Genomic DNA, 18,005 nt, shown 5'->3' on the forward strand with positions numbered 1-18,005 from the left:
TGGCTGATGGGCGCATGCTCCCCGTGAGCATGGAGCACGGCCTATCGCACCGGGATGGCGTGTTCTGACCGATGCCTGCCACCTTCCCCCACCTCGACATTCGCTGACGCACTTTCCCCTCCCCTTTGTGGGGAGGGGCCAGGGGTGGTGCCGGATCGAGCGCTGCGGTGCCTTCTGCGCCACCCCCACCTCCAACTCCTCCCCACAAGGGGGAGGAGAGAAGGTGCGCTCACACCAGCATGCCCATCGGGTTCTCGATCAGCCCCTTGAAGGCCGAGACCAGCTCCGCGCCGAGCGCTCCGTCGAGCACCCGGTGGTCGCACGACAGCGTCGCCGTCATCACCTGGACCACGGCCGGCGCCCCGTCCTTCACGACGACGCGCTTCTCGCCCGCGCCCACCGCCAGGATGCTCGATTGCGGCGGGTTGATCACCGCGGTGAAGTGCTTGATGCCGAACATGCCGAGGTTCGACACGGAGGTGACGCCGCCCTGGTATTCCTCGGGCTTCAGCTTCTTGGCGCGGGCGCGGGCGGCAAAGTCCTTCATCTCGTTGGAGATGGTCGAGAGCGTCTTCTCGTTGGCGCGGCGGATCACCGGGGTGAACAGCCCGCCGTCGATCGCCACCGCGACGCCGACCTCGGCGTTCTTGAAGCGCAGGATCCGGTCCTCGGCCCAGACCGCGTTGGCGGCCGGCACCCGGGTCAGCGCGAGGCCCATGGCCTTGATGACGAAGTCGTTCACCGAGAGCTTGAAGGCGGGCTTGCCGTCCCTGTCCTTGCCGGCGGAGCCGTTGAGCGTCTCGCGCAGCTTCATCAGCGCGTCGAGCTCGCAATCCACCGTCAGGTAGAAGTGCGGGGCGACCTGCATCGCCTCGGTGAGGCGCTTGGCGATGGTCTTGCGCATCCCGTCGAGCGGCACTTCCTCGTAGGAATCCTTGGCGAAGAAGCCCCGGACCTGATCGGTCGTGAGCCCGGCCGGCGCGCCGCCCGCAGCGGCGGCCTTCGGGGCGGGGGCGGCCTTCGGCGCCTCGGCGGCGGGCTGCGCGGCGGCGGGTGCCTTGGTGGTGCCGGCGGCCTTCGCGGCCTGGACGTCGCGTGCAATGATGCGGCCGTGCGGGCCGCTGCCCTGGACGGCTCCGAGCTCGACACCCTCCTGCTTGGCGATCCGGCGGGCCAACGGCGATGCGAAGACCCGGCCGCCCGAGTCACCCTGCGGCGTCCCGCTTGGCTGCGCGCCCTCCGGAGCGGCATTGATCCGCTCGTACGACATGTGGCCGCCGCCGGGCGTGGTGTTCTGATCGGCCGCCGAGGCCCCGGCCGCCGGTTCGGGCTTGGCCGCGCCGTTGGACGCCGCCTTCGGCGCATCGCCGCCGGCCTGGACGCTGGCCGGGTCCTCGCCCTCGGAGGCGATGATGGCGATCAGGTCGTTGACCGGCACATCCGCGGTGCCCTCCGGCACGAGGATCTTGGCGAGCACGCCCTCGTCGATGGCCTCCACCTCCATGGTGGCCTTGTCGGTCTCGATCTCGGCCAGCACGTCGCCGGACTTGATCGGGTCGCCCTCCTTCTTGAGCCACTTGGCGAGGTTGCCCTTCTCCATGGTGGGCGACAGCGCGGGCATCAGCACGTTGATCGGCATGGCATCAGGTCTCGGGCAAGGCCGGGGCGGCCGGATCGTCGAAGGGGAAGAGGTCGTCGAGGGGGAACGGGACGGCGTCGAAGCACGGCAGGGCCACGCTCTCGCCGCGCTGGACCGTGGCGAGGCGCACCCAGCGCCCGTCCGCGAGGGCGAAGCCTTCCAGCACGCCCGCGGCCGGATCGAGCAGCCGGCGGTGGCCGATCCCGGCCTCGCCGGAGATGCTGCGTTTGCGGCCTCGATCGAGGCGGATCGTGGACGGCGAGAGGATCTCGCAGACCCAGTCCGGCGAAGTCTCGATCTCGGCGCCCTCGGGCTCGGTTGGCATCCGCGTGCGGCGCCAACCTGCGAGATCGGCCACCACGATCTGAGATCCGAGATGGAGCTCCGGCTCGATCATGACGATCCAGCCTCGGGGACCACCTCGTCCACGGTTGAAGGTGAGATCAAGCTCACCGCCGAGCCGCACGGCTGCGCCGGCTTGCCGCGGCTGCGGATGGACCTCCGGCACCCCGTCGATGATCCCGGCCACGAGATGCTCGGGGACCGCTTCGAGATCCGCGTAGGTCGCCTGCCGGACAGCCGCCTCAGCCATGGTCGGATGCCATCGCTAATTGAGGCCGCCAGGGTCGAGCCCCTCGGCCTCCCACCCGGCGCGGATGCGCTCCACCGCCTCCTCTTCCGACATGTCGGTCTCCAGCGCGTAGGCGCGGGCGGCCTGCCGGGCGAGGTCGGCCAGGAGCCGGCCCCAGGTCGCCGGATCATCGAAGGAGCGGCGCAGCGCGACGCTCACCGCGCCGTCGACCACGGCCGCGCGCAGCACCTCGATACCGCCCTGTGCGCGGGCATCGGGCGGGATGGCGAGTTCGGCGAAGTCGTTGCTGGGATCTTGGCTCATGGCGCGCCGGCTGTTCCTCGAGTCCGTGCCGTGGGCGACGGCGTCGCCCGCGCGCCGGTCACTTGTAGCAGACGCTCTTGGCGGCCTCGACGACCTCCGAAACCGTCGGCAGGGCCAGCTTCTCGAGGTTGGCCGCGTAGGGCATCGGCACATCCTTGCCGGTGATGCGCAGGACCGGGGCGTCGAGGAAATCGAAGGCGTCGACCATCAGGCGGGCCACGATCTCGGCGCCGATTCCGGATTGCGGGAAGCCCTCCTCCACGGTGATGCAGCGGCCGGTCTTCTTGACCGATTCCACCACCGTCGCGGTGTCCATCGGGCGGATCGTGCGCAGGTCGATCACCTCGGCCTCGATGCCCTGCTCGGCCAGCGCCTGCGCGGCCTTCAGCGCGTAGGTCATGCCGATGGCGAAGGACACGATGGTCACGTCGCTGCCGGTGCGGTGGATCTTCGCCTTGCCGATCGGCAGCACGAAGTCGTCGAGCTTCGGCACCGGGAAGGATTGCCCGTACAGGATCTCGTTCTCGAGGAAGATCACCGGGTTCGGGTCGCGGATCGCGGCCTTGAGCAGGCCCTTGGCGTCCGAGGCCGTGTAGGGCGCGATCACCTTGAGGCCCGGCACGTTGGAGTACCACGCGGCGTAATCGTGGCTGTGCTGGGCGCCGACCCGGGCTGCGGCGCCGTTCGGACCGCGGAACACGATCGGGCAGCCGAGCTGGCCGCCGGACATGTACAGCGTCTTGGCTGCCGAGTTGATGATGTGGTCGATCGCCTGCATGGCGAAGTTGAAGGTCATGAACTCGACGATCGGCTTCAGCCCGGCAAGCGCCGCGCCGACGCCGATGCCCGCGAAGCCGTGCTCGGTGATCGGGGTGTCGACCACGCGCTTCGGCCCGAATTCCTGCAGCAGGTTCTGGGTGACCTTGTAGGCGCCCTGATACTCGGCGACCTCCTCGCCCATGACGAAGACGTCGCCGTCGCGGCGCATCTCCTCGGCCATGGCGTCGCGCAGGGCCTCGCGGACGGTCTGGGTGACCATCGGCGTGTCGGCCGGAAACTCCGCCATCACCGGCTCTTGGGCCTTGTTGGTGATGACCGCCGGGGCCGCCGGCGCTTTCGGGGCGTCGTCGCCGGTCTTCGCGGCGGGCGCGGCCTTGTCGGCCATGCCCTCGGCCTGCATGTCGGGGGTCGGCGCCGGATGGCCGCCGGCGCCGTTGGGCTTGGCGCCGCCGCCCGACTGGACGCTCGCCGGATCCTCGCCCTCGCCGGCAATGACGGCGATCGGCGTGTTGACCGCGACGCCCTCGGTGCCCTCCGCGATCAGAATCTTGGCGAGCACGCCCTCGTCGATGGCCTCCACCTCCATGGTGGCCTTGTCGGTCTCGATCTCGGCCAGCACGTCGCCGGACTTGATCGGGTCGCCCTCCTTCTTCAGCCACTTGGCGAGCTTGCCCTCCTCCATGGTGGGCGAGAGGGCGGGCATCAGGATGTCGGTCGCCATGCTCAGCTCTGCGGTCGTTTGTTCGGTATGGGGGCGGCCAGCTTTGTCGTCCGCGCTCAGGCGTGCGCTTCGAGCAGGATATCGGTCCAGAGCTCGGAGGGATCCGGCTCGGGATCGTTGGTGGCGAACTCGGCCGAGGCGTTGACCGTCTCGCGGACCTTGGCGTCGGTGGCCTTCAGATCGGCCTCGGGCACCCCGTGCAGCTCGAGCAGGCGCTTGCGCACCATCTCGATCGGGTCGTGCTCGTCGCGCATCTTCGAGACCTCGTCCTTGGTCCGGTACTTGGCCGGATCGGACATGGAGTGGCCGCGATAGCGGTAGGTCTGCATCTCCAGGATGTAGGGGCCCTGGCCGGTGCGGGCGTGCCCGATCGCCCGTGTCGCGGCTTCGCGGACGGTGCGGACGTCCATGCCGTCGACCTGCTCCCCCGGGATGCCGAAGGAGAGGCCGCGCTTCGAGAAGTCGGTCTGCGCCGAGGCGCGGGCGACCGAGGTGCCCATGGCGTAGCGGTTGTTCTCGATCACGTAGACGACCGGCAGCTTCCAGAGCGCGGCCATGTTGAAGCTTTCGTAGACCTGGCCCTGGTTGGCGGCACCGTCGCCCATATAGGTCAGGCTGACCTTGCCGTTCTCCCGGTAATGGTCCGCGAAGGCGAGGCCGGTGCCGAGCGAGACCTGCGCGCCGACGATGCCGTGACCGCCGAAGAACTGCTTCTCGCGGCTGAACATGTGCATCGAGCCGCCCTTGCCGCGGCTGTAGCCGCCGCGCCGACCGGTCAGCTCGGCCATGACGCCCTTCGGGTCCATGCCGCAGGCCAGCATGTGGCCGTGGTCGCGATAGCCGGTGATGACCTGGTCGCCGTCGACCGAGGCCATCTGCATGCCGATCACCACGGCCTCCTGGCCGATATAGAGGTGGCAGAAGCCGCCGATCAGACCCATGCCGTAAAGCTGGCCGGCCTTCTCCTCGAAGCGCCGGATCAGCAGCATCTCATGATAGGCGTGGAGGTCTTCGTCCCGCGTGAATTGCGGCATGTTCGGCGCCGGCTTGTGCGCCTCGCTGACCTGAGGACTTCCGGCCTGAGGACTTCCGGCCTGAGGACTCGCGGCCTGCGAAGCCGAGGACGCAGCGTCCTTGGCGGGCTCCTTGGCGGCATCCATCGGCGCTCTCCCCGTGATTCCACGCGACTTCGTGGGGGTGTAGGACAGCGACGGTTGGAAAGCGAGGGCAGCCACTCTGACAGGAGAGCGCTCTTGTCAGAGACATTTTGGGACTAGGGGAATGCTGTGCGGCGACGCTCAGGGGGTGATGATGACCACGTCGTTGGCGTGGACCCGGCCCAATACGATCCGAGCGCGCTCCTCGAGGAGGTCTCGGTCGATCTGATCACTCTTCAGGAGGGTGACCCGGTGCTCCCAGATGGCGCGCTCGGCTTTCACGGTGGCGAGTTCCTGGGACAGGACATAGGCGCGGATCTTCAGCGCCTTCTTGGCTTCCAGGCCGCGGTTGCCACTTTCCGCCTGCCACACGAAATAGCCGACGACGAGCGCCGACAGGGTCCAGAGACCCAGCGGCAACACGACCATTCTGACTCTGCGGCGCACGACCATGGCACGACCCTCGCGCGGAAAGGTTAACGGATCTTTGCGATCTCGCGCCACGACCGGCACGAGCAGAGGGCGAGCCTAAGGGATGGACCTGACGCATCTGGGTCGCTGGATCGCCGAGCACGCCACGGCGAGCGACGATCACGACATCCTGCTGACCGGCTTCTGCGAGACCCTGGCCGGCGCCGATATCCCGATCTGGCGGGTCAGCGTCATGGCCCCGGCCCTCGACCCGACGCTGCGCGGCGTCAGCCTGAACTGGCACGCAGGCGAGGGGCTGTCCTTCGTGGCCAATGCCCACGGGGCCGACGCGGAGATCGACTGGCTCTTCAGCCCCGTCTACGCGCTGGTGGAGAAGGACGAGAGCTTCGGCCGGTGGCGCCTCGACGCGCCGGAGCGGGAGGCGGACTTCCCGGTCCTGCGGGCCCTCGGGGCGCAGGGCGGGACCGACTACGCGCTCCACATCGTCGCGTTCGCCCCCGGCACTGCCCTGCGCGGCATCGCGGTCTCGTTCTGCACCCGTGAGGCCGCCGGCTTCACCGACGCGCATCTGTCGGCCATCGCCGGCGTCCTGCCGTTCCTGACGCTGGCGATCGCCAAGATGGGGCTGGCCCACACGTTTCGCGAAGTCTCGGCGACCTATCTCGGCCGATCCACCGCCGAGCGCGTCCTCGACGGCCAGATCCGTCGGGGCGAGGGACGGGCCGTACCGGCCGCCATCCTGCTGACGGATCTGCGCGGCTTCACGGCGCTGGCCGACCGGGTCGACCCGGCCGACATGGTCGCGTGGCTCAACGAGCATTTCGACGCCCTCGGCGACCCGGTGGCGCGGCACGGCGGCGAGATCCTGAAATTCCTGGGGGACGGATTCCTGGCGATCTTCCCGATTCCCGAGGCCGACGCCCTCCCCTGCTCGATCTGCGGCGCCGCCCTCGACGCCGCGACCGAGGGGCTCGCCGCCAACGCCGCGCTCAACGCCCGCCGCCGCGCCGCGGGGCTGCCCGAACTGCCGGCCGAATGCGTCGTGCATTTCGGGACGGTGATCTACGGCAATGTCGGGACCGAGCGGCGGCTCGATTTCACCATCATCGGGCGGGCGGTGAACGAGGCCAGCCGGATCGAGAGCCAGTGCGCGGTGCTCGGCCACGAGCTGCTGGTGTCGGAGGCCTTCGCCGAGCGTTGTCCGCGGCCGCTGGAGCCGGTCGGGACGATCGAGTTGCGCGGCCTGTCGCGGCCGATGCGGGTCTGGACCGTGCCAGGGCAGCGATACAGGCCTGCGAAGGCCTGAGGCGAGAGGGGGTCTTCCGGCGATCCGCGATCCGCCCCGTCATTCCGGGGCCGCGCAGCGGAGCCCGGAATGACGGGGCGAAGCGTCAGCTCTGAAGGACGGAGGGAGGCCGTACGTCGCTGTGACAGAGCGCCGTGCCGGGCCCTCAGAACTGCGCGCAGCTCCGTTGCAGCACCAGTCCGACCGCGCCCTGCAGGAAGCGGCGCCGATAATCCTCCTGGATCTCACGCAGGGCCGCCACCGCCGCCGGCGTCGCCTCGGTGACGATCAGGACGATCCGGGCGGCCTCGTGGACGACCCGGCCGTCCGGCCCATGCCACTGGCCCCGGCCGGCGAAGACGGTCAGGCCATCGGCAAAGCGCGGGGTGATCCGCTCGGCCAGGAACCGGTCGAAGGCGCGATTCGAGACGCGGCCGCCATCCGGCCGCGACAGGCCGAACAGCAGCTGCGCGCTAAGCGTCGGGCGGGCGCCGTCGCAGAGGGGGTCCGCCCAGGCCGATCCGGCCGCTCCCAGGTAGAGCAGGCCGGCCAGCAGGAGCCGTCGGATCAGCGCCGGGCGAGCTGCTTGAGCGCCGCGGGACCGGCGTAGAGCGCCTGCGGGCCCAGGCCCTCCTCGATGCGGATCAGCTGGTTGTACTTCGCCAGTCTGTCCGAGCGCGCCAACGAGCCGGTCTTGATCTGCCCGCAATTGGTCGCGACCGCGAGGTCCGCGATGGTCGAATCCTCGGTCTCGCCCGAGCGGTGCGACATCACCGCGGTGTAGCCGGCGCGCTGGGCCATATCGACCGCCGCCAGGGTCTCGGTGAGCGTGCCGATCTGGTTGACCTTGATCAGGATCGAGTTGGCCGTGCCCTCCGCGATGCCGCGGGACAGGCGCTCGACATTGGTGACGAACAGGTCGTCGCCGACGAGCTGGCACTGCGTGCCGATCTTGTCGGTCAGGAGCTTCCAGCCGGCCCAGTCATCCTCCGACATGCCGTCCTCGATGGAGACAATCGGGTAGGTGGCGACGAGCTGCGCGAGATAGTCGACCTGCGCCTCGATGGTGCGGGTCTTCCCCTCCCCCTCGTACGCGTAGGCGCCGTCCTTGAAGAACTCGGTGGCGGCGCAGTCGAGGGCGAGCGCCATGTCCTGGCCCGGCTTGAAGCCGGCGGCGCTGATCGCGTCCATCACGAAATCGAGGGCGGCCTCGGCGGACGGCAGGTTCGGTGCGAAACCGCCCTCGTCGCCGACATTGGTGTTGTGGCCCGCCTTCTTCAGCTTGCCCTTGAGCGTGTGGAACACCTCGGAGCCCATGCGCACGGCCTCGGCGAGCGAATCGGCGCCCACCGGCATGATCATGAATTCCTGGAAGTCGATCGGGTTGTCGGCATGCGCGCCGCCGTTGATGATGTTCATCATCGGCACCGGCAGGACCCGGCCCTGCACGCCGCCGACATAGCGGTAGAGCGGCAGGCCCGAGGCCTCGGCCGCGGCCTTGGCCACCGCCAGCGACACGCCGAGAATCGCGTTCGCGCCCAGCCGCGCCTTGTTGGGCGTGCCGTCGAGCTCGATCATCGCCTCGTCAACCGCGACCTGATCCTCGGCCTCCATGCCGCCGATCGCGTCGAGGATCTCGGTCTGCGCCGCCTCGACCGCCTTCAGCACGCCCTTGCCGAGGAAGCGATTCTTGTCGCCGTCGCGCAGCTCCACCGCCTCGTGGGCGCCCGTAGAGGCCCCCGACGGCACGGCGGCCCGGCCGAAGGAGCCGTCCTCCAGGATGACGTCGACCTCGACCGTGGGGTTGCCGCGGCTGTCGAGGATCTCGCGGGCGCTGATATTGGTGATCGCGGTCATGGAACGTCCTCTCGCGGGGGCCGCGGGTCGGCGGCCGTCCCCAAATCAGGGGTGCGGCGCATCGCGGCGGCTTATCCGCCAAGGCGCGCCCGGCGGCAAGCGCCGGGGCGGCCGGCACCGCGCCCGATCCTCCGGAGAAAGCGCCGCGGATCAGGTGGATGCGCGCGGCGGCGGCGCGCTTTATATGCGCCTCATGACGACCTCCAGCGATCTCCAGCTCGGCCAGCCGACGCCATTCCCGACCTCGCCCGAGGAGGCCCGGCTCGACCGGGTCCCGAACCCGCACGCGGATACCGACTACGTCGCCCGCTTCACCGCGCCCGAATTCACCTCGATCTGCCCGGTCACCGGCCAGCCGGACTTCGCGATTCTGGTGATCGACTACGTGCCCGGTGACTGGCTGGTGGAGTCGAAGTCGCTGAAGCTCTACCTCGGGTCGTTCCGCAACCACGGGGCTTTCCACGAGGATTGCACGGTGGCGATCGGCAAGCGGCTCCGCGACCTCCTGGAGCCGCGCTACCTGCGGATCGGCGGGTTCTGGTACCCCCGCGGCGGCATCCCGATCGACGTGTTCTGGCAGACGGGTGCGCTGCCGAAGAACGCCTGGCTGCCGGATCCGGGCGTTCCCCCCTATCGCGGGCGGTAAACAACCTCCGGTTCGATGCGGTCCCTCGCAGGCCGACCGCGAGTCGGCGGCTTGGAGCGGCCACGAAAAAGGGCGACCGGCTTGCGCCGGTCGCCCCCGATCCGTCCGGATCTCAGATCTTAGTAGCCGTAGCCGTAATAGCCGTAGCCCGGGGCCGCGTAGCCGTAGCCGCCGCCGTAGACCGGGGCGTAGCCGTAGCCGTAGGACGGGGCGTAGCCGTAGCCGCCGCCATAATAGCTGTCGCGCGCCGCGCCGGCGGCGATCGCACCGGCCGCCAGTCCGGCGATGCCGAGGCCGATCGCGGCGCCGGTGCCGATGCCGCGACGGCCGCCGCGGTAATAGCCACCGTGATAGCCACCGTACCCGCCGTGATAGCCGTAGGGACGCGCCTCGGCGCCCGTGGTGGCGGCGACGCTGCCGATGGCGAGGGCGGCAGCAGTGGCGATGATACCGATCTTGCGCATAGTGTTCCTTCTCGATCCTCGATCGAACATGCCCAATAACGTGGCCGCACCGGGACAGTTCCAAGTTTCGGCATGTCTTGCCGTGCGGGCGCACACGCAGGCTGAATTATGAACCGCGGTTCATCATCCTGTCCGATCCGGCCGGTTGGTGAGAGCTTGACCGTTGGGCCTCTCTGACGGCTGAAAAGCTCGTGAAGCCTTCTCCGCCACGAGCAGAGTCTACCCTGCCGGCAGGGCGCCAGTCCTGCCTTGGGACATTCGGCCGATCCCCAGCGTGGACATCTCCGCCCCTTCTGCCATGGCTGTGCGACGCCTGAGCCGATGGAGAGACCGATGGATGCCTTGAGTCTGATCCGGGACGCGCTCGCCCCGCTGCCGGGCAAGCGCGTCCTCGATATCGGATGCGGTCCGGGAACCTTGGCGCTGCGGCTGGCAGAGGATGGGGCGGCGGTCACCGGGATCGACCCCGGCGAGGCGGCGCTCGCCAGGGCCCGAGCCGCCGTGCCGGCCGCGCGGTTCGAGGCGGCCTCGGGCGAGGCCTTGCCGTTCCCGGACGGAAGCTTCGACGGGGCCGTGATGCTCAATGCCCTGCATCATGTCCCGAACCCGGCCGGCGCCCTGTCCGAGGCCGCGCGGGTTCTGGTGCCGGGCGGCGTCCTTGTGGTGGTGGAACCGCTGGCGGAGGGCAGCTTCTTCGAGGCTCTGCGGCCGATCGAGGACGAGAGTGTCGTCCGGGCGGGTGCCCAGGCCGCGATTGCGGCTGCCCTCAGCCACGGCACCTTCGCGTGCCATCGCGACGTGACCGTCGCACGCCGGGAGAGCTTCGCGTCCTTGGACGCCTTCCTGGCCCGGGTCAGCACGGTGGATCCCGCCCGCGAGGCGACGATCCGGGCGCGGCGCGCCATCGTGGAGGACGCGTTCCTGCAGGCGGCCGAGCGCGGGGCCGACGGGTCCTACGGCCTCGTCCAGCCCCTGCGCATCCACGTTCTGGAGCCCGTCGGCGCCTGAACCCGTCACCCTGCCCGGCGCTTGGCGATCCGGTCGAAGGCGAGGAGTTCCTCGAGCAGGGCCGGCATGTCCTTCAGGGCGACCATGTTCGGGCCGTCGGAGGGCGCCCGGTCGGGATCGGGATGGGTCTCGATGAAGACGCCCGCCACGCCGACGGCTACGGCGGCCCGGGCCAGGACGGACACGAATTCCCGCTGGCCGCCGGAGCTGGCGCCCTGCCCGCCCGGCTGCTGGACGGAGTGGGTGGCGTCGAACACCACCGGCGCACCCTGCGTCACCTGCGCCATGATCGGCAGGCTGCGCATGTCCGAGACCAGGGTGTTGTAGCCGAAGGAGGCGCCGCGCTCGGTGACGATGACGTTGGGGTTGCCGGCTTCCGTCACCTTGGCGGCCACGTGCTTCATGTCCCAGGGCGCCAGGAACTGGCCCTTCTTGATGTTGACCGCCCGGCCGGTGGCGGCGGCGGCCAGCAGCAGGTCGGTCTGGCGGCACAGGAAGGCGGGAATCTGGAGCACGTCCACGGCCTCGGCGGCGCGGGCGCATTGCTCGGCGGCGTGCACGTCGGTGAGCACCGGCAGCCCCAAGGACTCGCGGATCTCCGCAAAGACCGGCAGCGCCTCGTCGAGGCCGACGCCCCTGGCCGCACTGCCGGAGGTGCGGTTGGCCTTGTCGAAGGAGGTCTTGAACACGAGGCCAAGCCCCAGGCTCGCGGCCATCTCCTTGAGGGCGGCCGCGATCTCCAGGGCGTGGCTGCGCCCTTCGAGCTGGCAGGGGCCGGCGATCAGCGCCAGCGGCAGATGGTTGGCGAAGCGCGTGCCGCCGACCTGGACGACGGCGCCGTGTGTCTCGGGATTCGACATGCGTGCGGTCTAGCCCGCGCGGCGGATCCGCGAAAGCCCGGCCCGGGGCGCGATCCGGCAGACCGTGAGATCCTCCCGCAGCGCGTCGGTGCGCGGGCCGGTCTCGCACAGCATCAGGGCGCGGCCGGTACCGCCGCGCTGCGGCGCGCTCGCGAGCAGGCTGGCCTGGTGGAGGTTGAGCGCCAGCACCTCGGCGGCGGCAGAATCCGCCCCGGCGAGCGCCCGGGCCGCGCGACCGATCAGCACGAAGTAGGCGGGCGGCGGCTCCCGGTCGAGGGAGGCCACGGTGATCCGCGCCGGCGCGCGGCAATCGAGGCTCATCCGCTCGGCGTCCTGCGCCCGAAACACCGCGACCGGCCCGGCCCGTCCAGCCAGGGACGCGCCGGTGGTGCGGATCACCTTCGCGGTGAGCGCGTCGCAGGCATCCGCGGCGCGGGCCGGCGCCGGCCCGAGGACGAGGGCGCCGGCAAGGATCGTCAGGACGGAGGGGCGCAGCATCGGGACATCCGCGGCAGGACAGGTCGGCACGCAGCAGATAGCGCGGGGCGACCGAACCGCGAAGCCGCGCCGCGGCGGATGCCGGCGGTGCATGGACAGGGCGACCCGGATGCCCGATCTGGGCGGGCGGCGCGGCACCACGTTCCGCGCGCAGAACAGGCTCCGATGAAGCCCATGCTCCGAACCGCCCTCCCCGTCCTCCTGCTGGCGCTGGCGCTGCCCGCCCACAGCACGGCCGAACCGATGCCGCAGCCGGCCTTCGGGCCGGAACTCGAGGGCTTCGACTATCCCTTCCCGGTACAGCGCTTCACCTTCCCGTCGCAGCGCCAGGCGCTCCAAATGGCCTATCTCGACGTGCCGGCCGGGACGCCGAACGGCCGAACCGCCGTGCTGCTCCACGGCAAGAACTTCTGCGCCGCCACCTGGGAAAGCCAGATCCGCGCGTTGAACGCGGCCGGATACCGGGTGATCGCGCCGGACCAGATCGGCTTCTGCAAGTCGAGCAAGCCGGCTGCCTATCAGTTCAGCTTCCGGCAGCTCGCCGAGAACACCCACGCATTGCTGGACAAGCTCGGGGTCGAGCGCCCGATCCTGGTCGGCCATTCCACGGGCGGCATGCTCGCCGCGCACTACGCCCTGCTCTACCCGAAGGCGGTCGAGCAGCTCGTCCTGGTCAATCCGGTCGGTCTGGAGGATTGGAGCGCCAAGGGCCTGCCGCCGATCTCCCTGGCGCAATGGTACCAGCGCGAGCTGAAGACCTCGGCGGAGTCGATCCGCGCCTACGAGACCGCGACCTATTACGCGGGCCGATGGGAGCCCCGCTACGAGCCGTGGGTGACGATGCTCGCCGGCCTCAACAACGGGCCCGGCAAGGAGGCGGTCGCCTGGGATTCGGCACTCGTCTACGACATGATCGTCACCGAGCCGGTGGTCTACCGGTTCCCGCAGATCGCGGTGCCGACCCTGCTGCTGATCGGCCAGAAGGACAACACGGCGATCGGCAAGGATCTCGCCCCGGCGGAGCTGCGGCCGAAGCTCGGCAACTATCCCGAACTCGGCAACGAAGCCGCCAAGGCCATCCCGGGGGCGCGGCTGGTGGAGTTTCCCGAACTCGGCCACGCCCCGCAGATGTCCGACCCGGAGGGGTTCAACCGGGCCCTGATCGAAGGGGTCGCGGCGCGCTGAGCCTCACGTCCCGTCATTCCGGGGCGCCGCGGGCGAGCCCGGAACCCACAACCTCCGACGGCGTCAGGATTGGCACCGTCGGAGCGTCCGGATTCCGGGCTCCGCTCCGCGGCCCCGGAATGACGGAGGGTTCGGCGCCTAGAAGTACGACTTCAGCACGCCCCGGCGCCGCACGTCGAGCGTGGCGCAGTGGAACGAGCCGCCGAACGGGCCGTAGCTGAGGAACGGCGCCGGGATCGGGTCGAAGCCCCAATCCTTGAGCGCCTTGATCAGCGTCGGCTGGCTCTGGTCGACGACGATCTTCTTCTCGGTGATCGCCAGGACGTTGATCGAGGTCCAGGGCGAGCACATCGAGATCTTGCTCATGAAGCCCTCGACCGGGTCGGGGCGCGGGGCGATCAGCACGTCCCACTTCTTGAGCACGGCCGGCAGCTTCTCGACGTCGACGTAGTCCGGGTTCACCAGCACCTTGCCGGGGGCCAGCGGCATGAACGACGAATCGATATGCATCGGCTGCGGGCAGCGGCTCTCGATCTCGTGGATGCGGAAGCCCGGGCCGAGGTGGCGGCGCAGCCACTCGATGCCCATCAGGTTGGTCACGTTCGAGCGGGTGACGAACAAGTCGCGGCCGCAGCGGACGAAGTCGGCGGCGTCGAAGACCGGCTCGAACTCGTTGACGGTGAACTGCATGGGCTCGCCGGCCTTCAGGTTCGGCACCCGGTAATCGTAATTGTAGAGGTCGTCGGTCAGCTGCGGCCGCGGCGCCGAGGTCCAGCGGGCGCCGGCGCGGAAGTATTCCTTGAACAGCGACCGGTAGGCGTCGCCCTCGAAGTAGCGCGAGCGCCAGCACATCGGGCTCTCGATGATCTCGTCGCCGATGACGAGGTACGGGTCGCGCGGGCAGGCGACGCAGAAGCCCCGGGAGGTCCAGCGCGGCGCCTTGAACTTCTTGGAGAAGTCCACCGTGTCGGGGCGGCGGACCTTCACGCCCTCACCGGCCAGGATGGTGATGAAGTTGTCGAGCTCGGCCTGGGCGAGCTTCTTCATGAACTTCGGATACTTCCAGCCGCTCGCCAGCCGGTAGAACGGTTGCGCGGCGCGCGGCAGGTTGAAGATCACGGTCAGGTGGTGGGTCGGGATCGTGGCGCCGTCGAGCGAACCGACGATCACCTCCTCCAGCGGATCCCACTCGTTCCAGGCCATCACCGGGGATTGCGGAGCCGGCACGCCCGGCCCCGTTCCACCCGGGAGGCCGCCGGCATGCGTGTCGTCGGTCACGGCCTCCACGGCCGTGATCGGTGATTCGCGCTCCATGACGTGTGCCCCTTCTGCGACGAGCCGCGACCTTCTGCGTAGGCTCCTCGGCCCCGCCGCCGCTTTGGCCCCCGGTGTGTCAAACGGGTGATAGACACCGGTAATCCGTGCTGCAACGTGACAGAAACGTTCACGACCCGGCGGACCTATTTCTGCCGCGACCGTGGCCGATTTCCCGCATCAAGCCTGTTGCGAGCTTGAAAGACGACAATGAAGCGCCTGACGACCCTGGCCTCGATCGCCGGTCTCTGCACGGTCGTCGGCCTGTTCATGTCCTCCGGCCTTGAGGATGTGTCGGCCGCCGTCGTGAGTGCCGGTTGGGGCGCCGCCCTCGTGGTGCTGGCCCGCCTCGTGGCCGTCGCCTGGGCAGGCCTCGGCTGGTACGTGGTGTTTCCGGCCGGGACGGCCAAGCTCGCCGACTGCGTCTCGCTCCGATTCGTGCGCGAGGGCATCAACACCCTCCTGCCCGTCGCCACCGTCGGCGGCGACTTCGTTGGCGCGCGCCTGCTCGCCAAGCGCGGCGTCACCGGCGCGCTCGCCGGTGCCAGCATGTTCGTCGACCTGATGACGCAGGCCCTGACGCAGCTTCTGTTCACGGTGCTCGGTCTGGCCCTGCTGGTCCTGATCTGCGGCGACGGGCCGATCGCCCGGACCGTCGAGGGCGGGCTGGCCCTGGCGGTGCCGGCGCTCGGCGCCTTCTACCTGATCCAGCGCCGGGCCGGGCACCGACTCATCCAGGGGTTGCTCAGCCGCTTCGCCTCCGGGCGCGAGTGGCGGGCCTTCGGTGCCATCGACCAGCTCTACGACAGCCTGCGCCGGCTCTACGGCAACCGCGGCCGGTTCGTGTTCGCGCTGGCGGTCCACTTCGTCGGCTGGGTGATCGGAACGCTCGAAGTCTACGTCTGCCTGCGTTTCATGGGCTATCCCATCGATTTCGCGCAGGCGCTGATGATCGAGAGCCTCGCTCAGGCGGTACGCGGCGCGGCCTTCGCGGTGCCCGGCGCCCTCGGGGCCCAGGAAGGCGGCCTGATCGCCCTGTGCGGCCTGTTCGACATCCCGGTGGAGGCGGCGCTCGCCCTGTCCCTGGTCAAGCGCTTCGCAGATCTCGGCGTCGGGCTTCCGAGCCTGCTGCTCTGGCATCGGATCGAGGCCAGGATCCGGGCCGAGGCGCCGGATGAGGAGGATGCGCCGGTGGCGGATGCCGGGCGCAATGCCAAGCGGGTCGCGCAGCCGGTCACGCTCGGGCCGTTCTACAGCTACGCGCCGCCCCGGATGGGCGCGCGGCTCGGCGACGGCGAGGAGTTGAAGAAGTGCGCCTGACCCGTCGCCTCGCCGCCGCCCTCATCGCCGTCCCCCTGCTCGTCCCGGTCCCGTCATGGGCCGCGGACGATCCGGCCGTTCAGACGGTGCGCGACCTTTACGCCGCCTTCACGGCCGCGCTGAAGGACGGACCCGGTCCCCTGCCCGCCCGGGTCGAAGCGGTGGGGCCGGCCATCGACAAGGCGTTCGACTTCCCCGCCATGACCCGCATCGCCGTCGGCGCGAAGTGGGCGAGCTTCACGCCGGAGCAGCAGGCGGCGGTCATCGACGCGTTCAAGCGCAGCCTGACCGTGACCTATGCCAACCGGTTGGCCCGCGCGGCTGGCGGCAAGTTCGACGTCACCCCCAAGGTCGAGGAGCGCGGTGCCCAGCGCGTGGTCGTGACCCGTGTCACCGCGTCGGACGGCGACGATTCCGAGGTCGACTTCGTCGTCAACGCCAGCAACCGCATCCAGGACGTCCTGCTCAACGGTGACGTGAGCGAGGTCGCGGCCCAGCGCAACGCGCTCTCCGCGCCGCTGAAGACCGGCGGAGCCGACGGGGTCGTCAAGTTTCTCCGCCAGCGGGCCGACGGGATGCTGGCCGCCAAACCGACGCCGTGACCAGCGCCTCGCATGGGGCCGAACTGAGCCGGCCGTTCGCGGCCATTGCCGCCTGACGCGGCCGACGATCGCACGGACCCGACCGGATGGATCTCTCCTCGCTGGCGCTGAACGGGCTTTCGTGGCTGTCGCTGATCTGCCTGATCCTGGCGGCGTCGGGCGGCCTCTACAGCTTGGCCGCAGCCTTTTGCGCCGGCCGTTACGCGGCGCGGGCCATGCCGGAACTGGCCCCCGGCGCGCCCCGGCCGTCCGTGACCATGCTCAAGCCGCTCTGCGGCCTGGAGCCGAATCTCTACGAGAACCTCGAGACCGTGCTGCGCCAGGATTATGCCGGCGCCGTCCAAGTGATCTTCGGCGTCCAGAGAGCCAGTGATCCCGCCATCGGCGTAGTCGATCGGCTGCGGCAGGCCTATCCCGCCGCGCGCATCGACCTCGTGATCGACGGCCGCCAGCACGGCTCGAACCGCAAGGTCTCAAACCTGATCAACATGGCCGAGCGGATCGCGCACGACGTCGTGGTGCTGGCCGACAGCGACATGCTGGTCCGGCCCGATTACCTGGAGCGCCTGGTCGCGGAGCTGTCGCAGGACGGCGTCTCGGGCGTGACCTGCCTCTATCACGGCGTACCCGCCTATCGTGGCCTCTATGACCAGCTCTCGACGCTGGCGATCGACACCCACTTCCTGCCCAACGTCGTGATGGGCCTGAGCCTCGGGCTGGCGAAGCCCTGCTTCGGCTCCACCATCGCCTTCACCCGGGCGAGCCTCGACGCGGTGGGCGGATTCCGCAGCTTCCGCGACGACCTGGCGGACGATTACGCGATCGGGGCGGCCCTGCGCGGCCTTGGCGGCCGGGTGGTGATCCCGAGCTTCACCATCGGCCATACCAGCGTCGACACGGACTTGTCCGGCCTCTGGCGGCACGAGCTGCGCTGGAACCGCACGATCCGCAACGTCGATCCGGCCGGCTATGCTGGATCTATCGTCACGCATGCCTTCCCGCTGGCCCTGCTCGGGGCCCTGCTGCCGGGCGCCGGCACCGGCGCACTCTGGATCGCCGCGGCGGCGCTGGCGAGCCGTGTCTTGCTCTGCCGGCAGCTCGAACGCGCCTTCGGCCTCACCCCGCACCCCTACGGACTGTTGCCGATTCGCGACATCCTGTCCTTCCTGAACTTCGCCTGGGCCTTCATGTCGGGGGCGGTGACATGGAAAGGTCACGATTATCACGTGGTTGCGGATGGCACCCTGATCCCGGACGCCGAACTCGGCCGCGATGCCGGCGCGCCGCTCCGCTGAACCCGGCTTCCTCGTCCCTCCGCCCTCCCCCGGCATTGCCCTGAGGC

General features: G+C 69.9%; 19 protein-coding genes. 7 read left to right on the top strand and 12 right to left on the bottom strand.

Annotation, left to right across the window (positions count from 1 at the left end):
• Positions 1-229 precede the first annotated feature (229 nt).
• From JOE48_RS03245 to JOE48_RS03270, 6 genes are all read right to left on the bottom strand, one after another.
• Complete coding sequence (locus JOE48_RS03245) at positions 230-1,639, bottom strand: pyruvate dehydrogenase complex dihydrolipoamide acetyltransferase (RefSeq protein WP_210027430.1); 1,410 nt, start codon at positions 1,637-1,639, stop codon at positions 230-232.
• Between the two features lie 4 nt (positions 1,640-1,643).
• A complete protein-coding gene (locus JOE48_RS03250) occupies positions 1,644-2,231 on the bottom strand; it encodes a Uma2 family endonuclease (RefSeq protein WP_210027432.1) in 588 nt (195 codons plus the stop codon).
• 15 nt (positions 2,232-2,246) lie between these two features.
• Positions 2,247-2,534 carry a DUF5076 domain-containing protein gene (locus tag JOE48_RS03255; RefSeq protein ID WP_210027441.1) on the bottom strand — a complete coding sequence of 96 codons (288 nt, stop codon included), beginning with the start codon at positions 2,532-2,534 and terminating at the stop codon, positions 2,247-2,249.
• Between the two features lie 58 nt (positions 2,535-2,592).
• Complete coding sequence (locus JOE48_RS03260; protein ID WP_210027444.1) at positions 2,593-4,035, bottom strand: pyruvate dehydrogenase complex E1 component subunit beta; 1,443 nt, start codon at positions 4,033-4,035, stop codon at positions 2,593-2,595.
• 56 nt (positions 4,036-4,091) lie between these two features.
• Positions 4,092-5,195, bottom strand: a complete 1,104-nt coding sequence (gene pdhA / locus JOE48_RS03265; protein ID WP_210027446.1) for a pyruvate dehydrogenase (acetyl-transferring) E1 component subunit alpha — start codon at positions 5,193-5,195, stop codon at positions 4,092-4,094.
• 138 nt (positions 5,196-5,333) lie between these two features.
• Positions 5,334-5,645: a septum formation initiator family protein gene (locus JOE48_RS03270; protein WP_210027454.1), complete on the bottom strand. Its 312-nt coding sequence runs from the start codon at positions 5,643-5,645 to the stop codon at positions 5,334-5,336.
• Positions 5,646-5,727: 82 nt separating this feature from the next.
• Between JOE48_RS03270 and JOE48_RS03275 the strand changes: the two genes are divergently transcribed.
• The gene (locus JOE48_RS03275) at positions 5,728-6,930 is read left to right on the top strand and encodes an adenylate/guanylate cyclase domain-containing protein (protein WP_210027456.1); all 1,203 of its coding nucleotides are present in this window, start codon (positions 5,728-5,730) and stop codon (positions 6,928-6,930) included.
• Between the two features lie 145 nt (positions 6,931-7,075).
• Here the strand turns inward: JOE48_RS03275 and JOE48_RS30100 are convergent, their stop codons facing one another.
• Positions 7,076-7,480 (bottom strand): DUF3574 domain-containing protein, encoded by a 405-nt coding sequence (locus JOE48_RS30100; RefSeq protein WP_245253071.1) that lies wholly within the window; start codon positions 7,478-7,480, stop codon positions 7,076-7,078.
• Entirely contained in the window at positions 7,477-8,766 is a 1,290-nt protein-coding gene (eno, locus tag JOE48_RS03280; protein ID WP_210027459.1) for a phosphopyruvate hydratase, read from the bottom strand. Before eno ends, JOE48_RS30100 begins: the two co-directional genes overlap by 4 nt.
• Positions 8,767-8,959: 193 nt before the next feature.
• Here eno and queF point away from each other — a divergent pair, with 193 nt between their 5' ends.
• A complete protein-coding gene (gene queF, locus JOE48_RS03285) occupies positions 8,960-9,412 on the top strand; it encodes a preQ(1) synthase (protein ID WP_210027460.1) in 453 nt (150 codons plus the stop codon).
• Positions 9,413-9,531: 119 nt separating this feature from the next.
• Here the strand turns inward: queF and JOE48_RS03290 are convergent, their stop codons facing one another.
• Positions 9,532-9,876: a hypothetical protein gene (locus tag JOE48_RS03290; RefSeq protein WP_210027462.1), complete on the bottom strand. Its 345-nt coding sequence runs from the start codon at positions 9,874-9,876 to the stop codon at positions 9,532-9,534.
• A 333-nt stretch (positions 9,877-10,209) separates the two neighbouring features.
• Here JOE48_RS03290 and JOE48_RS03295 point away from each other — a divergent pair, with 333 nt between their 5' ends.
• Positions 10,210-10,884, top strand: coding sequence for a class I SAM-dependent methyltransferase (locus tag JOE48_RS03295; protein WP_210027464.1), 675 nt, complete (start codon positions 10,210-10,212; stop codon positions 10,882-10,884).
• A gap of 5 nt (positions 10,885-10,889) precedes the next feature.
• Here the strand turns inward: JOE48_RS03295 and kdsA are convergent, their stop codons facing one another.
• Entirely contained in the window at positions 10,890-11,744 is an 855-nt protein-coding gene (gene kdsA, locus JOE48_RS03300) for a 3-deoxy-8-phosphooctulonate synthase (RefSeq protein WP_210027471.1), read from the bottom strand.
• 9 nt (positions 11,745-11,753) lie between these two features.
• A complete protein-coding gene (locus JOE48_RS03305) occupies positions 11,754-12,242 on the bottom strand; it encodes a hypothetical protein (RefSeq protein WP_210027473.1) in 489 nt (162 codons plus the stop codon).
• A gap of 174 nt (positions 12,243-12,416) precedes the next feature.
• Between JOE48_RS03305 and JOE48_RS03310 the strand changes: the two genes are divergently transcribed.
• Complete coding sequence (locus tag JOE48_RS03310; RefSeq protein ID WP_210027475.1) at positions 12,417-13,427, top strand: alpha/beta fold hydrolase; 1,011 nt, start codon at positions 12,417-12,419, stop codon at positions 13,425-13,427.
• 138 nt (positions 13,428-13,565) lie between these two features.
• Here JOE48_RS03310 and JOE48_RS03315 read toward each other — a convergent pair whose 3' ends face one another.
• On the bottom strand, positions 13,566-14,741 hold the full coding sequence (locus JOE48_RS03315; RefSeq protein WP_210027477.1) for an amidinotransferase: 1,176 nt from the start codon (positions 14,739-14,741) through the stop codon (positions 13,566-13,568).
• Positions 14,742-14,951: 210 nt separating this feature from the next.
• On the opposite strand from JOE48_RS03315, the gene JOE48_RS03320 reads away from it, so the two are divergent.
• The 3 genes from JOE48_RS03320 to hpnI all read left to right on the top strand — a co-directional run bounded on the left by JOE48_RS03320 (position 14,952) and on the right by hpnI (position 17,958).
• Positions 14,952-16,061 (top strand): flippase-like domain-containing protein, encoded by a 1,110-nt coding sequence (locus JOE48_RS03320; protein ID WP_210027485.1) that lies wholly within the window; start codon positions 14,952-14,954, stop codon positions 16,059-16,061.
• The gene (locus JOE48_RS03325) at positions 16,052-16,663 is read left to right on the top strand and encodes a phospholipid-binding protein MlaC (RefSeq protein ID WP_210027487.1); all 612 of its coding nucleotides are present in this window, start codon (positions 16,052-16,054) and stop codon (positions 16,661-16,663) included. The genes JOE48_RS03320 and JOE48_RS03325 overlap by 10 nt, the downstream gene beginning before the upstream one ends.
• A gap of 86 nt (positions 16,664-16,749) precedes the next feature.
• Positions 16,750-17,958: a bacteriohopanetetrol glucosamine biosynthesis glycosyltransferase HpnI gene (gene hpnI, locus JOE48_RS03330; protein WP_210027503.1), complete on the top strand. Its 1,209-nt coding sequence runs from the start codon at positions 16,750-16,752 to the stop codon at positions 17,956-17,958.
• Positions 17,959-18,005: the final 47 nt, after the last annotated feature.

The sequence above is a fragment of the Methylobacterium sp. PvR107 genome (genome assembly GCF_017833295.1).
Lineage (GTDB): Bacteria > Pseudomonadota > Alphaproteobacteria > Rhizobiales > Beijerinckiaceae > Methylobacterium.